We start from the raw sequence: 15,326 nt of genomic DNA on the forward strand, positions 1-15,326 counted from the left end.
GCTTCGTGGTCACCATGACACTGGTGCTCGCCGCGCTGGTGGTCGTCTTCGGCCAGGTCCGCTTCGACTCGACCTCCACCCACCGGGCGCTCTTCACCAGCGCGTCCGGTTTGCGCAGTGGTGAATTCGTCCGAGTGGCGGGTGTGGAGGTCGGATCGGTGGGCGCGGTGGACGTCGTCGACAACGACCACGCCGTGGTGGAGTTCGACGTGACCGATGCGTACACCGTGACCGAGTCCACCACGGCCACGATCCGCTACCAGAACCTGGTCGGCGATCGTTACCTCGAATTGGCCGACACTGCCGGTGACGCCGCGCCTCTCGCTGCCGGCGCCACCATCCCGGTCGACCGGACCTCTCCTGCACTGGATCTGGACCGACTCCTGGGCGGATTCCAACCCTTGTTCTCCGGCCTGGACCCCAGCACCGTGAACAGAGTGACCGGCGAACTCGTCGACGTCTTCCAGGGGCAGGGCGGCACCGTCGCCTCTGTGCTGGCGCGGCTCGCGAGTCTGACGTCGTCGTTGGCAGACCGTGACGAGGTGATCGGACAGCTGATCACGAATCTGCGGACCACCCTGGCGACACTGGCCGGGCGGCAGGACGAGGTGTCCCTCGCGATCGACAGTGCTCAGACGCTGGTGTCCGGCCTCGCTGCCGACACCCGGACCTGGGGTGAGGCACTGACGAGCATCGACAGTTCGGCCGCCACGATCGGCGATCTGCTCGTCGACGCACGTCCGCCGTTGGACACCACCGTCGACCAGTTGCAGCGCACGGCAGCACAACTCGATGCCGGCAAGGACACCATCGCGAGCATCACCACTCGCCTGCCGGACACGTACGCCTCCCTCAGCCGCCTCGGCGCGTACGGGAACTTCTTCAACTACTACCTGTGCGGCATCAGGTTGAAGATCGACACGCCCGACGGGCAGGGCCTGACGACACCGCTCATCGGTCAGAACACGGGAAGGTGTGCCCCGGCATGATGGAACGCTTCCGTACGGTCGACACCGTCCGCACCGGCATCGTCGGCACCTTCCTCGTGGTGATCGCTGCAGCAGCAGCGATGAACGCGGCCGCACTGCCGATCGTCTCCGCCGGAACGTCGTACAGCGGATTGTTCCTCGACACCGGAGGACTCGAGACGGGCGCCGCCGTGGAGGTCGCGGGGGTGCGGGTAGGGACGGTCACCGACATCGCGGTCGCGGGACAGGCCGTCCTGGTGACGTTCTCGGTCGAGGGAAAGGTGCTGCCCGGCGTCGATACCCGTCTCGCCATCGCCACCGAAACCGTCCTCGGCACCAAGAACCTCCGGATGGATCCGCGTGGCGCCGGCCGCCTGTCGACGACGGAACCCGTCGGACTCGACCGCACCACCAGCCCGTATCAGCTCACGGACGCTCTGGGCGACCTCACCGACGACGCGGCCGGTATCGACACCGAGCAGCTCACCGACTCACTCGCCGCCACCACCGAGATGCTCGATCGCACACCGGACGACCTGGGCCGCGCCATCGACGGGGTGGGTCGTTTGTCCGCGACGGTCGCGTCGCGGGACGAGAGCTTGCGTGACCTCCTGGCGTCGGCCGAGAAGGTCACCGGCGTCCTTGCCGACCGCAGTGCGCAGGTCGACACGCTCATTGTCGATGCGGCCACGGTTCTCGCCGAACTCGACCGACGACGCGGCGCCGTGGACACACTCTTCGGAACCGTGACGCGGTTGGCGGACCAACTGCGCGGACTGGTGGCCGACAACGAGGCCGAGCTTGCGCCGACACTGGCCTCGCTCGACTCCGTCCTCACCGTCCTGACCGACAACAAGGCGGACATCTCCGCCGCGATCGAGAACCTGGGGCCGTACGTGACGCAACTCGGCGAGGCGGTGTCCAGCGGACCGTTCTTCAACTCGTACATCCAGAACCTGATCCCCGGCCAGGTCATCAGCCCGTTCATCCGGGCGGCCCTCGGACTGGGCCCGGCTCCGGCCGATTCCACCTCCGTCAATCCGCTGACGGCCTTGAACGGGGCACCTCGATGACCGCGAGGCTCGTCGGCGTCGTGCTGTTCCTCGTCGTCGCTGCGACCGCGTCCTATGCGATCGTGCCGCGGTTCACCTCGGTCGCGGTGACGGCGGAGTTCGCGAACACCACCGGTCTCTACGTCGGTGACGACGTGCGCCTGATGGGAGTGACCATCGGCTCGGTGACCTCGATCGAGCCACGCGGCGACCACGCGGAGGTGGGACTGCGCTACGACTCGTCGTATCCCATTCCGGCCGACGCGAAAGCGGTCATCGTCTCGCAGAGTGTGGTCGCGTCGCGCTTCGTTCAACTCGCCCCGGCGTACGACGGCGGCGACACCCTCCGATCCGCCGACACCATCCCGCTCGATCGGACAGCAGTGCCCGTCGAGTGGGACCGCATCACCGAACAACTCGCACGCGTGTCCGACACGCTCGCGCCGCAGGGCCCCACCGGGCCCGGCTCGGTCGACGCCGCCAGGCCCCTCGGAGCGCTCGTCGATGCGGTGGACGCCAATATCGGCGGGCGTGGGCAGGACATCCGTACCACGCTGACCCAGCTGTCCGACGCGATGCGCACGCTCTCGGACGGCAGAACCGACCTCTACTCCCTCGTGCGCAACCTCCAGGTCTTCGTGTCGGCACTCGCTGCGAGTGATCAGCAGATCGTGACATTCAACGAGACGATGGCCTCGGTCACCTCCGTGCTGGCCGACGATCAGGACGAGATCGGCAGCGCGCTGGCATCATTGGACGGCGCGGTGTCGGACGTGGAGCGCTTCGTCCGCGAGAACAGGACGGGCGTCGCAACCACGCTGGGCAGCCTGGAAGAGCTCACGGCCGAGCTGGCGTCCCAGCGGGACGGCATCGCGCAGATCCTCCACGTCGCGCCCACGGCGCTGTCGAATCTGAACAACATCTACCAGCCCGCGCACAACGCGATCGTGTCGTCGTTGGCGCCGAACAACTTCGCGAATCCGATGGACTTCGTCTGTTCGGCCATCGCCGCCGCCGAGCAGGTGGGAGCGCAGGAGGGAGCAGAGTCGTGTGTCCGGTACCTGGGTCCGTTGCTGAAGACTCTCGCGTTCGACTACCTGCCCCTGCAGGCGAACCCCATCACGGGTGTCGGCGCTCTGCCGGGCCAGATCGTCGACAGCGAGGGTGGGCGATGACGACACGGAGGGCCGCAACGTCGGTAGCACTCGTTCTGTGCTCGTCGGCACTGCTGTCGGCGTGCGGATGGCAGGGCCTGAACTCGCTTCCGCTGCCGGGCACGGCGGGCGACGGTCCCGGATCGTACGAGGTGGTCATCGAGATGCCCGACGTGTCCACGATCGAACGCAACGCGCGAGTCCTCGTCGGCGACGTCACCGTCGGACGTGTGGCCGATCTGGCGCTCGTCGACGGACACGCCGAGGTGACGGTGCATCTCGACGGCAGCACCACACTCCCGGCCGATGCCGTCGCGTCGGTGGGGCAGACGAGCCTCCTCGGATCGACCCACATCGAATTGGCCGCTTCGACATCGGGAGACGCACAGGGTCGACTCTCCGATGGCGATGTGATCCCCCTCGACCGAGCGGGCGCGTACCCCACGACAGAGCAGACGTTGTCGTCGTTGTCCCTGGTACTGAACGGGGGTGGGCTCGCGCGCATCAACGACATCACGACCGAGGTGGACGCGGCACTGGACGGCAACGAGGAGTCGCTGCGCTCGGTCCTCGCGGGTCTGGAGACACTGCTCGTCGGACTCGACGATCAGAAGAGCGACATCCAGAACGCCATCGTGGATCTGGACCGATTCGCCGGGACGGTCGCCGCGAACGACGCGGTCCTGGGCGACGCGGTCACCGCGCTGGCTCCGGCTCTGACCGTGTTGTCGGATCGCCGGGGGGATCTGGTCTCGGCCCTCGACTCCCTCGGACGCCTCGGCACGACGGCGGAGGCCATCGTGAACGACACCGGCGACGACCTCGTCACAGCACTGGACGATCTGGGCCCGGTCTTGAAGTCTCTCGCGGATTCGGGAACATCACTCACCGAGTCGTTCCGGTATCTCCTCACCTATCCGTTCCCCATCGACGTCTACAAGAACGCGGTGCGCGGCGACTACGCCAATGGCGAGGTGACGCTCGATCTCCGGATGGCCACGCTGGACAACGCACTTCTCCTCGGCACACCGTTCGAAGGGATGCTCGCCGGGCTCGAGGGAGCCGTGGGCGCCATGGCACCCACGCCGACGCCCACGCTTCCCACCGTGAACGACTTGCTACTGCCCCCGAACCTTCTGCCACAGAACGGGACACCATGACTCCGACTGTCCGACTCCTTGTTCAGCTGACGGTCATCGCCGTGGTGGCAGTGCTGTCGGTGGGGATCACGGGTGTCCACTACGCACGCATTCCGCAAGAGCTCGGGCTGGGCCGGTACAGCGTGACTGTGGAGCTCGCGGGGGGCGCCGGCCTGTACACCAACGCCAACGTCACGTACCGCGGCAGCGAGATCGGCAAGGTCAGTGCCCTGCGCGTCACTCCCACCGGTGCGTCGGCCGTCGTCTCCCTGTCCTCGGACGTGTCGGTTCCTGCGTCGACACGCGCCGAGGTGCACAGCATGTCGGCCATCGGCGAACAGTTCATCGATCTCCTGCCCGACACGGACGATGGGCCCCTTCTGGAAGACGGGTCGGTCATCCCGATCGACCGCACCACGATCCCCACCGCGGTGGCCCCGACGATCGACCGGCTCGACGCCGCGTTTCGCTCGGTCGACCCGGTGACTCTCGGCCGCGTTCTCGACGACAGCTCCCTCGCGCTGGGTGCCGACGGTGACACCCTCGGCGAGCTGCTCGACTCGCTCGGGTCCGTCACCACGGCGACGCGGGAGAACATCGACCCGATCGCGGCCCTCGTCACCGATCTCGACCCGGTGCTCGGTGCAACCGCCGCGAGCAGTGACGCCATCCGGTCGTGGGCCGCGTCGCTGGCCACCGTCACCGGTCAGGTGTCGGCGCGCGACGGCAACCTACGATCCGTCATCGACGGTGGTGAACCCCTGGGCGCTGCGGTGTCGGGCCTGTTCCAGGACCTGCGCCCCACGCTCCCCCTGTTGTTGTCGAACCTGATCAGCGTCGAGCAGGTGGCCGTCACCTACAACGCTGCGCTGGAACAGATCCTGGTTCTGTATCCCCCTCTCATCGCTGCCACGCAGGGCACCGGTAAAGCGAATGCCGATGCCGGTGACCCCGGCCAGAACACCTACTTCGCCGCACAACTCAACGACCCGCCGCCGTGCACGGAAGGTTTCCTCCCCGCCGACCAACGCAGGTCACCCGTCGAGGTCGACACCGTGCCGACGCCGACCGACCTGTACTGCAAGGTTGCGCCGGACGACCCGAGCGCGATCCGCGGTGCACGCAACCTGCCGTGCCAGGAGTTCCCGGGCCGGCGGGCGGCGACGGTGCAGTTGTGCCGACAGGGTGCCTACGACCCGAACAACGGGTCGTACATCACCGATGACGGGTCGCGCTGGGTCGAGTCGACGCTGTCCGACGCGCCGCCCGCAACGGTGGAACAGATGATGCTGCCGGACGAGTGACCCGGCGATCTACCGCACAGGATCCAGCGCGGAGACGAGCCATCGGCCGTCCACCTGCGCCATCTCTACGCGGAGGCTGGTCGAGGTGGCACGCGGGTCTGGAGTGTCTGCCGCAGTGACGGTCTGGTTGACGAACAGCAGCGCGACGGCGTCGGCGTCGTCCATCGAGACGAGCGCGGCACCGGACACGACCGCGCTGGAGGTGAGCCCGCGCTCGATCGCTCCCGGAACGACGGACTGCTCGGCGAAACCGGAATAGTAAGTGAGGAAATCGCCGGTGAGGCGTGCCTTCGCGCCGTCGACGTCGGACTGCACGCTGTCGGCTCGGTAGGACAGGACGGCGACGGTCCCCTCCGTCGCCGCCCGGACGACGTCCGACTCGACGGCATCGGATACCGCCCGATCCGGGACCGTCAGTTCGATCCCGACCGGGACAGCAACCAGCGCAACGATTCCGACGACGATCGAGATCTGCGCACCCCTCCGGCGCAGGCCTCGTCGTCGGTCGGTCGCCGCGTTGTCGTCGACCGCATCCTCAGGTTCCGTGTCGGCGTCCAGCGTGACCGCCACATCGTCGCTCACGGCACGAACTGCACGTCGGACAACGCGAGGCGGTCACCGTCGCGTGCGACCGAGACGCGCAGGCGCCAGACACGCGGCTCGTCCGTGGCTCCCGAGGCATTGGTGACCGTCGATGTCGCCGCCACGAGCACCTGCGCGTCGGAATCGGTCATCGACTCGATTCCCGCCTCGCTCACCGCTCCGGTGGCAGTGACGTCTACATCCCGGACGACGGACACGAAATCCGCAGCGCGCTCTGAGAACTCGTCGCGGAAGCGACCGGTGGACGCCGACGTCACCCGCTCGACGTCCGCATCGACCGTGTCTGCGGAGATGGTCGTGAGGTCGAGAACGCCCTGCCGTGCGACCTGCAGGTACTGCTGCTCGAGCGTGGTGCGCTCCCGAGCCTCCTGAGATCGCGTCCACGTCGTGGCCGAGACAGTGACCGAGGTGGCCACCGCGGCGACAGCGAGTACACCGACGATCACCCGCGTTCGTGTGCGCACAGCCCCTCCTGTCCCGGGCCACCTCCAGCGCGGCCCTCAGGTCCGACCGTACTACAGAGTACGGATGCTGTTTCCGAAACAGCGGAACAGATTTCGTTGCTCGAAACGCTTTCTCCATACCCGGTAGTACGGTACGTTCGCTCCACACGAACGACCGGATTTCACCGATCGAAAGCAGGGGGCAGGTGCCGGAGACAGTCGACGAGTTCCAGCGAATACCGTACGAACCGGCGCGGGACGGGCGCGTGGAGATGCATTCCGGACTCTCCAGGCACTACCCGACGTTGCATGCGAATCTGGTGTCGCCCATCGGCAGGCCTGATCGACGCGTCGGCATCCTGATGGCGCACCCGTCGAGCGACTTCCTGTCGCACTTCCTGCTCCGCGGATTCGCGGCCGCCGGCATCCCCACGATGGGTCTCAACACCCGCTACTCCTCCAACGAGCCGGCACTGATCATGGAACGCGCGGCCCTGGACGTGGGCGCCGGTGTGCGGTGGATGAAGGACGAGCTCCGGTTCGAGAAGGTCGTTCTCCTCGGATTCAGCGGCGGCGGTTCGCTGTCCGCGTTCTACCAGTCGCAGGCAGAGACTCCGACGATCACGACGACTCCCGCCGGTGATCCGGTCGATCTCACGTCGGCGGAGCTCGTTCCTGCGGATGCCCTCATGCTCGTCGGAGCGCATTCCGGACGCGCCCGCGTCCTGCGCCACTGGATCGACGGAGCAGTCGTGGACGAGTCCGACCCGTCCTCGGTCGCCCCCGACCTCGACCTCTACGCACCTGGACGTACGACGCCACTCGACCGCACGTGGGTCGAGGAGTACCGGGCGGCGCAGCTCTCCCGCATGCGCAGGATCGACACGTGGGCGTGGAGAGAACTGGAGGATCTCACTCGGGGCGGGGCGTCGGACCGAGCCTTCGTCGTTCACCGCACCGTCGCGGATCCACGCTTCGTCGACATCACGCTGGACCCGAGCGATCGGGTTCCGGGCAGCATGTACGGGAATCCGGTCGCGGCCAATTCCGCCGCCGGCGGACTCGCGCGCTTCGTCTCGGTCCGCAGCTGGCTCAGCACATGGAGCCTGGACCACACGAACGCGGATGCCGTGCGCAACCTGACCGACGTGAGGGTTCCCACCCTCGTCATGCCTCTGCTCGGCGACCAAGCCGCCTTCGCCGACGATGCGCGTGCGATGGCCGCAGCTCGCGGTGACGCGACGGTCGTCGAGATGCCCCACCTGAATCACTACCTGGTCGATCAACCCGACGGAGTCGACCGAGTCACCACCGCAGCGCTGGCATGGCTGACCACCGCTCTGCCGGAAAGGACACCGAGATGACCAGCGCTACCCGCACTCCCACCGCGTTCACCTACTGGGAGAACCGGCAGAGTCCCGGTATCCAGCGCGCTGAAGCGTTGTTCGAGCGAGTGTTCCGGTCGTCACCGTTCCCCAGCGATGACGTCGCGCGGGAGTTCTGCGAGAGTCTGTTCCTCGGCGACACAGTGGCCGAGAACTTCGTCGACGAGGTGTACGCGGCAGACCCGACCGGAACACGCGCCCTCCTCGACCGTGCACTCGCTCACGGGATCGATTCTCTTCCTGACGTTCCCGAGAGCATGCGCGTCCTGTTCGACGAGTTCGAGACCGAACCGGACTGGCTCGACACCGATCTGGTAGAGCGCGGGGCCGCGGTGTGGCGACGGTGGGGCACGATGCTGTTCACCGTTGCCGGCGGCATCACGCTCGAGATGTACACCGAGGCTGCCGTCGCCACCCCGCTCTCACTGGCAGGCGGGTACGCCGGCGACAACGCGATGCGCCGATTCCTCGAGACCTGCAAATTCTGGATCGACACCTCCGAGCCGGGCGCCCTGTCCCGCATCGGGTCGGAAGGCCGAGCCACCGCGATGAAGGTCCGCGTCATGCACGTCGCCGTACGCCGCAAGGTCGACGGACACCCGGAGTGGGATCGCGAGAAGTGGGGCTACCCCATCAGCCAGGGGTATCAGATGCTGACCCTCCTCGGTGGCAGCACCGTTCCGGCACTTGCTCTGCGGCTGGTGGGTCTGCAGACCACCGCCGACGAGATCCGGGCGTTGCTCCATTTCCAGAAGTACATGGGCCACCTGCTGGGTGTCGACGTGTCGAACTTCCCCACCACCATCGCCGACTCGCTCCGCATGACGGCGATGGTGTCGGCCGCCCGCAGTCACGACGCCGGACCACACGGCAAGGAACTCATCGAGTCCTTCCCCGCAGGCTTCGCACCGCGCCCCGAGCAGCGAGGCCTCGCGCGTCTCCGCGCGCGGTACACCTACGGCATTCACGGCGCTTACACCGCTCTCTTCATGAGTCCGCTGACACGGTCGGACTACACGATGCCTCGTGCGTTCCCGTGGATCCTGATCATCCTCCTGCGCTTCCCCCTCCTGACAGCGATCGAGCTCTCCCGAAGATTCCTACCCGGAGTGGCGCCCGTCGTCGAGAAGGTCGCTGTGGCACAACGACTCCGGTGGTACCGGGACCAGATGAACGGCCGCGAGGCCGAATTCGACGCGAACGGAGCACTGCGACGATGACCGAGTATCTTTCCGGCTTCGGCAACCAACACCAGTCCGAAGCCCTCGACGGTGCACTCCCCCGAGGTCAGAATTCACCGCAGCGAGCGCCCCATGGCCTCTACGCGGAGCAACTGTCCGCGACGGCGTTCACCGAGCCGCGAGAGGTCAACCGTCGCACCTGGACGTACCGGATCCGCCCCAGTGCAGCGCACCGGCGGTATCACCCCATCGACCACCCGACGCTCCGATCCGCGCCGCTAAGTGACGGAGTTCTCGATGTGAACCGGCTTCGGTGGAATCCCGTGGCCCGACCCTTCGAGACGGCCGACTTTCTCGACGGCCTCACGACCATCGCTGCCAACGGTGATGCGCTGCAGCGTGACGGCATCGCGATCCACCTGTACCACGCGACGAGTTCGATGACCGATCGCTACGTCGCGGACCTGGACGGAGAGTTGCTGATCGTTCCCCAGTCCGGTCGTCTGCGGATACACACCGAGGTCGGAATCGTCGACGTCGCTCCCGGCGAGATCGCCGTCGTCGGACGGGCCATCACGTTCCGAGTCGTGCTGCTCGACGACGATGCCGCGGGCTATGTGTGCGAGAACTACGGCTCCTACTTCACCCTCCCCGAACTCGGACCCATCGGCGCGAACGGTCTCGCCCACGCGCGGGACTTCCACTACACCGTCGCAGCATTCGAGGACGACGATCGGCCCGTCGAGAAGATCCAGAAGTTCGGCGGCCGACTGTTCTCGACCGAGCTGGACCATTCACCTCTCGACGTGGTGGCCTGGCACGGCAATCACGGTGTGTACAAGTACGACACTGCCGATTTCAACGTCATGGGGACACTCGGGTGGGACCACCCCGACCCGTCGATCTTCACGCTCCTGACGTCGCCCTCCGAACGGCCGGGACAGGCGAATGTGGATCTCGCCATCTTCCCGCCGCGCTGGAACGTCGCCGAGCACACGTTCCGGCCCCCGCACTTCCATCGCAACGTCATGACCGAGTTCATGGGACTGGTCCGGGGGCAACATGATTCCAAGGCGGAAGGCTTCCTGCCCGGGGGTGCAAGTCTGCACAACATGTGGGGTGCGCACGGACCGGACCAGGAGACCTTCGACCTCGCCACCGCGGCCGACCTGGCACCGCAGAAGCTCGAAGGATCGTTGCCGTTCATGTTCGAGACGCGGCTGCCCCTGCTCGTCACCCCACTCGCCCACGACGCGCCGCATCGCCAGCCGGACTACGACTCTTCGTGGGCCGGACTGCAGCGCCATTTCACGTCTCCCCTCACTCCCAGCAACCCGGAGCAGCCATGACCGCGAGCACCACCACCCGTCCCTCTGTCGCCCTGCCCGATCCGCTGCTGCGTATCGGCGGCGTCTCGCAGGCTGCCTCCGGTGGGCAGACCTACGACAGCATCGATCCGACCACGGGTGCTCTCGTCACCTCCGTCGCTGCCGGCGCCGAGGCCGACGTCGACCGGGCCGTCCGCGCTGCACGTGCGCAGTTCGACGGTGACTGGTCACGCGTCAGCGGCCCGGAACGTACGAGGATCCTTCTCACGATCGCGGATCTGATCGATCGCGACTGCGAGACCCTCGCCGCACTCGAAGCAGTCGAGATGGGCAAGTTGTTCCGCGACTCCGTGAACGGCGACATCCCGGCCGCTGCCGCGGTGTTCCGGCACTTCGCTGGGTGGGCGGACAAGATCTCCGGAACCACCGTCATGTTGCCGGACTTCGGCCCGCAACGCCGGTTCGGCTACACCGTCCGGCAGCCTCTCGGTGTCGTCGCCGCGATCACGCCGTGGAACAACCCGCTGTTGATCGCCGCGTGGAAGCTGGCACCCGCACTCGCCGCAGGGAACACGGTGGTGATCAAGCCCGCGGAGGACGCGTCCCTGTCCACGCTGCACCTCGCGGATCTGTGTGCCGAAGCCGGTCTACCGCCGGGTGTGCTCAACGTGGTCACCGGTCTGGGCGTGACCGCCGGTGCGGCCTTGGCCGGCCATCCCGGTGTGGACAAGGTGTCCTTCACCGGCAGTCCCCGTGTCGGCCGGCAGATCCAGGCGCTCGCGGGCAGCACGTTCCGCAAGATCGTCCTCGAACTGGGGGGTAAGGCACCGCAACTGATCTTCGAGGACGCCGACCTCGACGCGGCGATGCCGTGGATCGCGATGGGCAACTTCTATCACCAGGGCCAGGTGTGTGCCGCGGGCACGCGCGTCCTCGCACACGAGTCCGTCGTCGATCGTGTCGTCGAGGGACTGGTCGCGGCGGCCGACGCTGCCGTGATCGGCGACCCGTTCGACGACACCAGCACGATGGGCACCATCGTCAACGGACGTCAGCTCGATCGCATCATGGGATACATCGACTCCGGTGTCAGCGAGGGCGCAGAGCTGATCACCGGTGGGCGGCGGATCGAGGGACCGGGACAGTTCGTGCAGCCCACCGTCTTCCGCGGACACAACGACCTCACCATCGCCAGGGAGGAGATCTTCGGTCCCGTCGCCACCGTCATCAGCTTCTCGTCCACCGAGGAGGCCGTCGCGATCGCCAACGACACGCAATACGGACTCAACGCGATGGTGTACTCGCAGAACATCTCCCGAGTGCACTCCGTCGTCGAGCAACTTCGCGTGGGCACCGTGTGGGTGAACGGGTGGGGTGTGCCGGACCCGGCTCTGCCGTGGGGCGGACGCGGCGCGAGCGGAGTCGGCCGCGAACTCGGCCGCACCGGACTCGACGGAGACACCGAAGAGAAGACCGTCCACATCGGATTCTCCGCATGAGCGCGCCGGAGATCGTCGAGACCTGGAACGGCCCCGGCCGACGCGACGCTCGGCTGACAGAGGTGCACCCGCGGCACAACGCGGCCCATCCCGTGCCGGGGAGCCGATCGGGCTTCGAGCACTGGTACTTCGACGCCCACCTCGACGACGGTCACACCATCATCGGGTTCCTCAACCTGCGCCGGCCCGAAGAGCCTGCGCTGGTGGCGAAACCGAGCGTGGAGATCCTGATCTACGCACCCGACGGCTCACGCCGACAAATTTTCGTCCGCCACTCCAAGAAGGACGCCACCGCGTCGATCGCCGCCTGTGACGTCGTCGTGGGGCCGAACCACGCATGGGCGGAGTTCCCTGCGGACGGGCTTCCCATCCATCATCTCTTCCTTTCCGAGGAGGACGTCACCTTCGATCTCCGCTTTCACAACGAACTTCCGAGCTGGATGCCCGGCGAGGGAGAGACGTTGTTCGGAGGCACCGACGTCTTCGGCTGGGTCGTCGCCGCGCCGCGTGCGCGCGTCGAGGGATCCATCACCATCGCCGGACGAACCACTGCCGTCACCGGGCGCGGCTACGCGGACCACAACTGGGGTGCGGGCGACATGAAGCGCGTCATCGACCGCTGGCACTGGGGCCGACTGTACGACGACGACTATTCCTTGCTCTATGCCTTGGTCAAGACGCAGCCTCGGCTCGGTGCCCACGAGAGTCGCCCACTGATGTTGGCGTACAAGGGCAAGATCATCCTGAGCTCCGGCGAGGCGGACGTCACCGAGGGGCCGATGGTGTTCAACGAGATCGCGAACCGGTCGTACCCCGCGTGGCTCCGCATCGAGGTACCGGGACAGGTGTCCCTCCTGCTGACTGTCCAGAACGTCGTGCACGCCCACGACCTGCTCGACGACGTTCCCGTCGCCGGACATCGCGTGTTCCGACCGTTGCTCTACAGCCTCGTCGGTCACCCCGGATACTTCCGCTTCGACTCGACGTTCGAACTGACCGTCGTACGCGACGGGGTGACCGAGACCCGGACGGGGCGAACGCTGCACGAGCTCGTCGCCTTGAACTGACGCCTACGATTCCAGGGGAGACATCTGATGCACACACACTCGAAGGGCGTGCGACCCGCCGCCGTCACGTTCACTGCGGGACTCGCGCTCGCGGTGATCTCTGCGGTCGCGCCGTCTGCCTTCGCCGCACCGAGCGATGTTCTGGGCAGCTTCCAGCTTCGAGACTGCGTCGAGGTGTCCGCCATCGTCTCAGTGCTACCCGAGCGCGCAGCCGCCGCACTGCCGGACGGCTACACCTCCTCGTCGTTCATCGGATTGCCCGGTGGCCCCGGCATTCCGGGTAATTCATCGCTCCTGATGGGTGTCGAGACCTGCCAGAGCGGGATCATCGACGGCGTCCCCGTCGACGGTCCCGTCGCCTTCGGTGAGCGCGTCCTCTCCGTCGACCGCAAGGATGCTCGGCCGGGATACCACTTCTACGCCGTCGAGCAGGTCACAGACAACCAACAGATCTACGACTTGATGCGGGAGGCCGGATTCGACATCGCATTGGTGCCGGGAGTCGGCGCCACTGCCGACGCAGTCGGAGGAATCTCGGAGGGCAGCTCCGTACGGATCGTGGACGAGGCGCCCGTTCCACGCGTGCCGTCGCCTCTCGGGCAGGTCAGCATCTGGAAGGACACCGAGAACAGCAGAAGTGCTCTCCGCTTGACGGTCCATCGGCCGACGGCGCAGGCCGGGATCGGGCACGTGACCGCCGAGCCGAATTCACCCATCGCGTTCCTGATGGGCACCGAGACGGCAACGGGAATCGGAGCGATCAACAGGTTCGACTTCGATGCTCGGGTGGAGGTGGTGCGCTGACCCACACGGGAACAGTCGTGGTCCAGAAGGTCGGCTGTCGATCACCCGGCCACTGCTCGTAACCGCTCGACCTCGCTACAAGAGTGGCGTACGGACTCGGTGTCCTCCCCCTTCTCGCGGGCGACGTCGTGCGCCAGGTCCAGAACGGCGCGACGCAGATGCTTGCGGGCTCGTCGGGCCTTCCGAGTGGGCGCGGACTTCACGAATGCCTTGCGGGCCTTCGTGTCCAGCACACCGTCGACCTCGGCATCGGTGACGACACCGGCCTCGACTTCCGGGGCGAGGATGTCGCGCACGAACTGATACTCACGCGGTGCGGCCCGTCGGAACGCGATGGTCAGCACCGTGAACCCGATGACGACCGACGCCAGGAGGACCACGAAGTTTCTCAGACCGCCGCCACCGAGACCGCCGGCGTCGTCCCATGTGAAGTGGAGGAACATGCCGGCGACGACGAAGGCCGCACCACGCCCGACTCGCCGGGGTTGCGCTGCCGTCCCGATCAGATAGACGGCTCCGGTGCAGACGAGAGCACTGAAGAGAGGGTGGGAGGCGAAACTGACGGCGATGCGTACGACGGACATGTGCACCGCGTTGCCCACGGGATCGGTGCCGAATGCCCGAGCAGTGGAACTCGCCGCGTAGAGGAAGTCCTCGAACACGGCGAATCCGAGCCCGATGAACGCTCCGACGATGAGGCCGTCGTTCGCGGTGCGGATGAGACGCGGGGCGAGGCTCATCAGGAGCAGGAAACCACAGAGTTTGGCCGCCTCCTCGGTGAACGGTGCCGTCGCACCTGCCGCCCAGTTCGCGCTCCATTCCTGACCGAACAGCTTGGGGTATATGCCGAGCATCGCCGTGTTGACGGTCATCGCAAAGGCGAACGTTGCCGGGACAGCGCCCCACACGAGGGCAGCGACCACGAGCCCGCCTGGTTGCCGCTCCCATCGGTCGATGTGATGGAACCAGGCGAGCCACGCGAGTCCGCACAACCCGCACAGCACCGCTGCGACCGCGAACCCTTCGGCGTAGAACCCGGCGTCGGGTGCGAAGAACGCCCACGCCTGGAACGCACCTATGGCGGTCAGCGCCAGGTAGACCCAGAAGGAGAGGTTGTGAGGCTGCACGAAGTGGAATCTCGCACCCCACCCGGAGATCTCGACTGCTTCCGCTCGGCGCTGACCAGCTTCCGTGCCGACCGTCTCGGGAAACGTGCGGGGGTCGACAGTGCTCATGCGTCGTCCCCGTCCACGGTACGGATGCTCGCGATCATCGCTCGGACGTCGTCGAGGGCTGCGGTCATCTGGGTGGGTGGCCCGTAGGCAGTGATGTCGACCCCTGTGCCGCCGAGAACGAAGGCCGCGATCACCCCGTCGCTTCGCACGCTGTTGTAGGGCTG

The 15,326-nt window shown here is 66.9% G+C and carries 15 protein-coding genes; 11 read left to right on the forward strand and 4 right to left on the reverse strand.

Going from position 1 to position 15,326, the window contains the following annotated elements:
* The first annotated feature begins 5 nt into the window (after positions 1-5).
* The 5 genes from HQ312_RS18025 to HQ312_RS18045 are packed head-to-tail and all read left to right on the forward strand — an operon-like array spanning position 6 to position 5,617.
* A complete protein-coding gene (locus tag HQ312_RS18025; RefSeq protein WP_308123924.1) occupies positions 6-989 on the forward strand; it encodes an MCE family protein in 984 nt (327 codons plus the stop codon).
* Positions 986-2,041: an MCE family protein gene (locus HQ312_RS18030; RefSeq protein WP_222640049.1), complete on the forward strand. Its 1,056-nt coding sequence runs from the start codon at positions 986-988 to the stop codon at positions 2,039-2,041. Before HQ312_RS18025 ends, HQ312_RS18030 begins: the two co-directional genes overlap by 4 nt.
* Positions 2,038-3,195, forward strand: coding sequence for an MCE family protein (locus tag HQ312_RS18035; RefSeq protein ID WP_222640051.1), 1,158 nt, complete (start codon positions 2,038-2,040; stop codon positions 3,193-3,195). The genes HQ312_RS18030 and HQ312_RS18035 overlap by 4 nt, the downstream gene beginning before the upstream one ends.
* Positions 3,192-4,334 (forward strand): MCE family protein, encoded by a 1,143-nt coding sequence (locus HQ312_RS18040; protein WP_222640053.1) that lies wholly within the window; start codon positions 3,192-3,194, stop codon positions 4,332-4,334. The genes HQ312_RS18035 and HQ312_RS18040 overlap by 4 nt, the downstream gene beginning before the upstream one ends.
* Positions 4,331-5,617, forward strand: coding sequence for an MCE family protein (locus HQ312_RS18045; protein WP_222640055.1), 1,287 nt, complete (start codon positions 4,331-4,333; stop codon positions 5,615-5,617). The genes HQ312_RS18040 and HQ312_RS18045 overlap by 4 nt, the downstream gene beginning before the upstream one ends.
* A gap of 9 nt (positions 5,618-5,626) precedes the next feature.
* On the opposite strand, the gene HQ312_RS18050 is transcribed toward HQ312_RS18045, so the two are convergent.
* Positions 5,627-6,199 (reverse strand): hypothetical protein, encoded by a 573-nt coding sequence (locus tag HQ312_RS18050; RefSeq protein WP_222640057.1) that lies wholly within the window; start codon positions 6,197-6,199, stop codon positions 5,627-5,629.
* A complete protein-coding gene (locus tag HQ312_RS18055; protein WP_222640059.1) occupies positions 6,196-6,684 on the reverse strand; it encodes a hypothetical protein in 489 nt (162 codons plus the stop codon). Before HQ312_RS18055 ends, HQ312_RS18050 begins: the two co-directional genes overlap by 4 nt.
* Before the next feature lie 251 nt (positions 6,685-6,935).
* Here HQ312_RS18055 and HQ312_RS18060 point away from each other — a divergent pair, with 251 nt between their 5' ends.
* The 6 genes from HQ312_RS18060 to HQ312_RS18085 are packed head-to-tail and all read left to right on the forward strand — an operon-like array spanning position 6,936 to position 13,927.
* Complete coding sequence (locus tag HQ312_RS18060) at positions 6,936-8,027, forward strand: alpha/beta hydrolase (protein ID WP_261782460.1); 1,092 nt, start codon at positions 6,936-6,938, stop codon at positions 8,025-8,027.
* Complete coding sequence (locus HQ312_RS18065; RefSeq protein ID WP_222640062.1) at positions 8,024-9,268, forward strand: oxygenase MpaB family protein; 1,245 nt, start codon at positions 8,024-8,026, stop codon at positions 9,266-9,268. Before HQ312_RS18060 ends, HQ312_RS18065 begins: the two co-directional genes overlap by 4 nt.
* Positions 9,265-10,578 carry a homogentisate 1,2-dioxygenase gene (gene hmgA / locus HQ312_RS18070; protein WP_222640064.1) on the forward strand — a complete coding sequence of 438 codons (1,314 nt, stop codon included), beginning with the start codon at positions 9,265-9,267 and terminating at the stop codon, positions 10,576-10,578. Before HQ312_RS18065 ends, hmgA begins: the two co-directional genes overlap by 4 nt.
* Positions 10,575-12,056 carry an aldehyde dehydrogenase family protein gene (locus tag HQ312_RS18075; protein WP_222640072.1) on the forward strand — a complete coding sequence of 494 codons (1,482 nt, stop codon included), beginning with the start codon at positions 10,575-10,577 and terminating at the stop codon, positions 12,054-12,056. The genes hmgA and HQ312_RS18075 overlap by 4 nt, the downstream gene beginning before the upstream one ends.
* The gene (locus tag HQ312_RS18080; RefSeq protein ID WP_222640074.1) at positions 12,053-13,123 is read left to right on the forward strand and encodes a lipocalin-like domain-containing protein; all 1,071 of its coding nucleotides are present in this window, start codon (positions 12,053-12,055) and stop codon (positions 13,121-13,123) included. Before HQ312_RS18075 ends, HQ312_RS18080 begins: the two co-directional genes overlap by 4 nt.
* A 27-nt stretch (positions 13,124-13,150) precedes the next feature.
* Complete coding sequence (locus tag HQ312_RS18085; RefSeq protein ID WP_222640076.1) at positions 13,151-13,927, forward strand: hypothetical protein; 777 nt, start codon at positions 13,151-13,153, stop codon at positions 13,925-13,927.
* A 41-nt stretch (positions 13,928-13,968) separates the two neighbouring features.
* On the opposite strand, the gene HQ312_RS18090 is transcribed toward HQ312_RS18085, so the two are convergent.
* A complete protein-coding gene (locus HQ312_RS18090; RefSeq protein WP_222640078.1) occupies positions 13,969-15,162 on the reverse strand; it encodes a PrsW family intramembrane metalloprotease in 1,194 nt (397 codons plus the stop codon).
* Positions 15,159-15,311, reverse strand: coding sequence for a hypothetical protein (locus HQ312_RS18095; RefSeq protein ID WP_222640080.1), 153 nt, complete (start codon positions 15,309-15,311; stop codon positions 15,159-15,161). The genes HQ312_RS18090 and HQ312_RS18095 overlap by 4 nt, the downstream gene beginning before the upstream one ends.
* Positions 15,312-15,326 lie beyond the last annotated feature (15 nt).

This window comes from Rhodococcus sp. BP-316, assembly GCF_019836105.1.
Classification (GTDB): domain Bacteria; phylum Actinomycetota; class Actinomycetes; order Mycobacteriales; family Mycobacteriaceae; genus Rhodococcoides.

Coding starts and splice junctions, on each gene's coding strand:
- HQ312_RS18030 (WP_222640049.1), top strand. CDS start 986: ATGATGGAACGCTTCCGTACGGTCGACACCGTCCGCACCGGCATCGTC.
- HQ312_RS18035 (WP_222640051.1), top strand. CDS start 2,038: ATGACCGCGAGGCTCGTCGGCGTCGTGCTGTTCCTCGTCGTCGCTGCG.
- HQ312_RS18040 (WP_222640053.1), top strand. CDS start 3,192: ATGACGACACGGAGGGCCGCAACGTCGGTAGCACTCGTTCTGTGCTCG.
- HQ312_RS18045 (WP_222640055.1), top strand. CDS start 4,331: ATGACTCCGACTGTCCGACTCCTTGTTCAGCTGACGGTCATCGCCGTG.
- HQ312_RS18060 (WP_261782460.1), top strand. CDS start 6,936: ATGCATTCCGGACTCTCCAGGCACTACCCGACGTTGCATGCGAATCTG.
- HQ312_RS18065 (WP_222640062.1), top strand. CDS start 8,024: ATGACCAGCGCTACCCGCACTCCCACCGCGTTCACCTACTGGGAGAAC.
- hmgA (WP_222640064.1), top strand. CDS start 9,265: ATGACCGAGTATCTTTCCGGCTTCGGCAACCAACACCAGTCCGAAGCC.
- HQ312_RS18075 (WP_222640072.1), top strand. CDS start 10,575: ATGACCGCGAGCACCACCACCCGTCCCTCTGTCGCCCTGCCCGATCCG.
- HQ312_RS18080 (WP_222640074.1), top strand. CDS start 12,053: ATGAGCGCGCCGGAGATCGTCGAGACCTGGAACGGCCCCGGCCGACGC.
- HQ312_RS18085 (WP_222640076.1), top strand. CDS start 13,151: ATGCACACACACTCGAAGGGCGTGCGACCCGCCGCCGTCACGTTCACT.
- HQ312_RS18090 (WP_222640078.1), bottom strand. CDS start 15,162: ATGAGCACTGTCGACCCCCGCACGTTTCCCGAGACGGTCGGCACGGAA.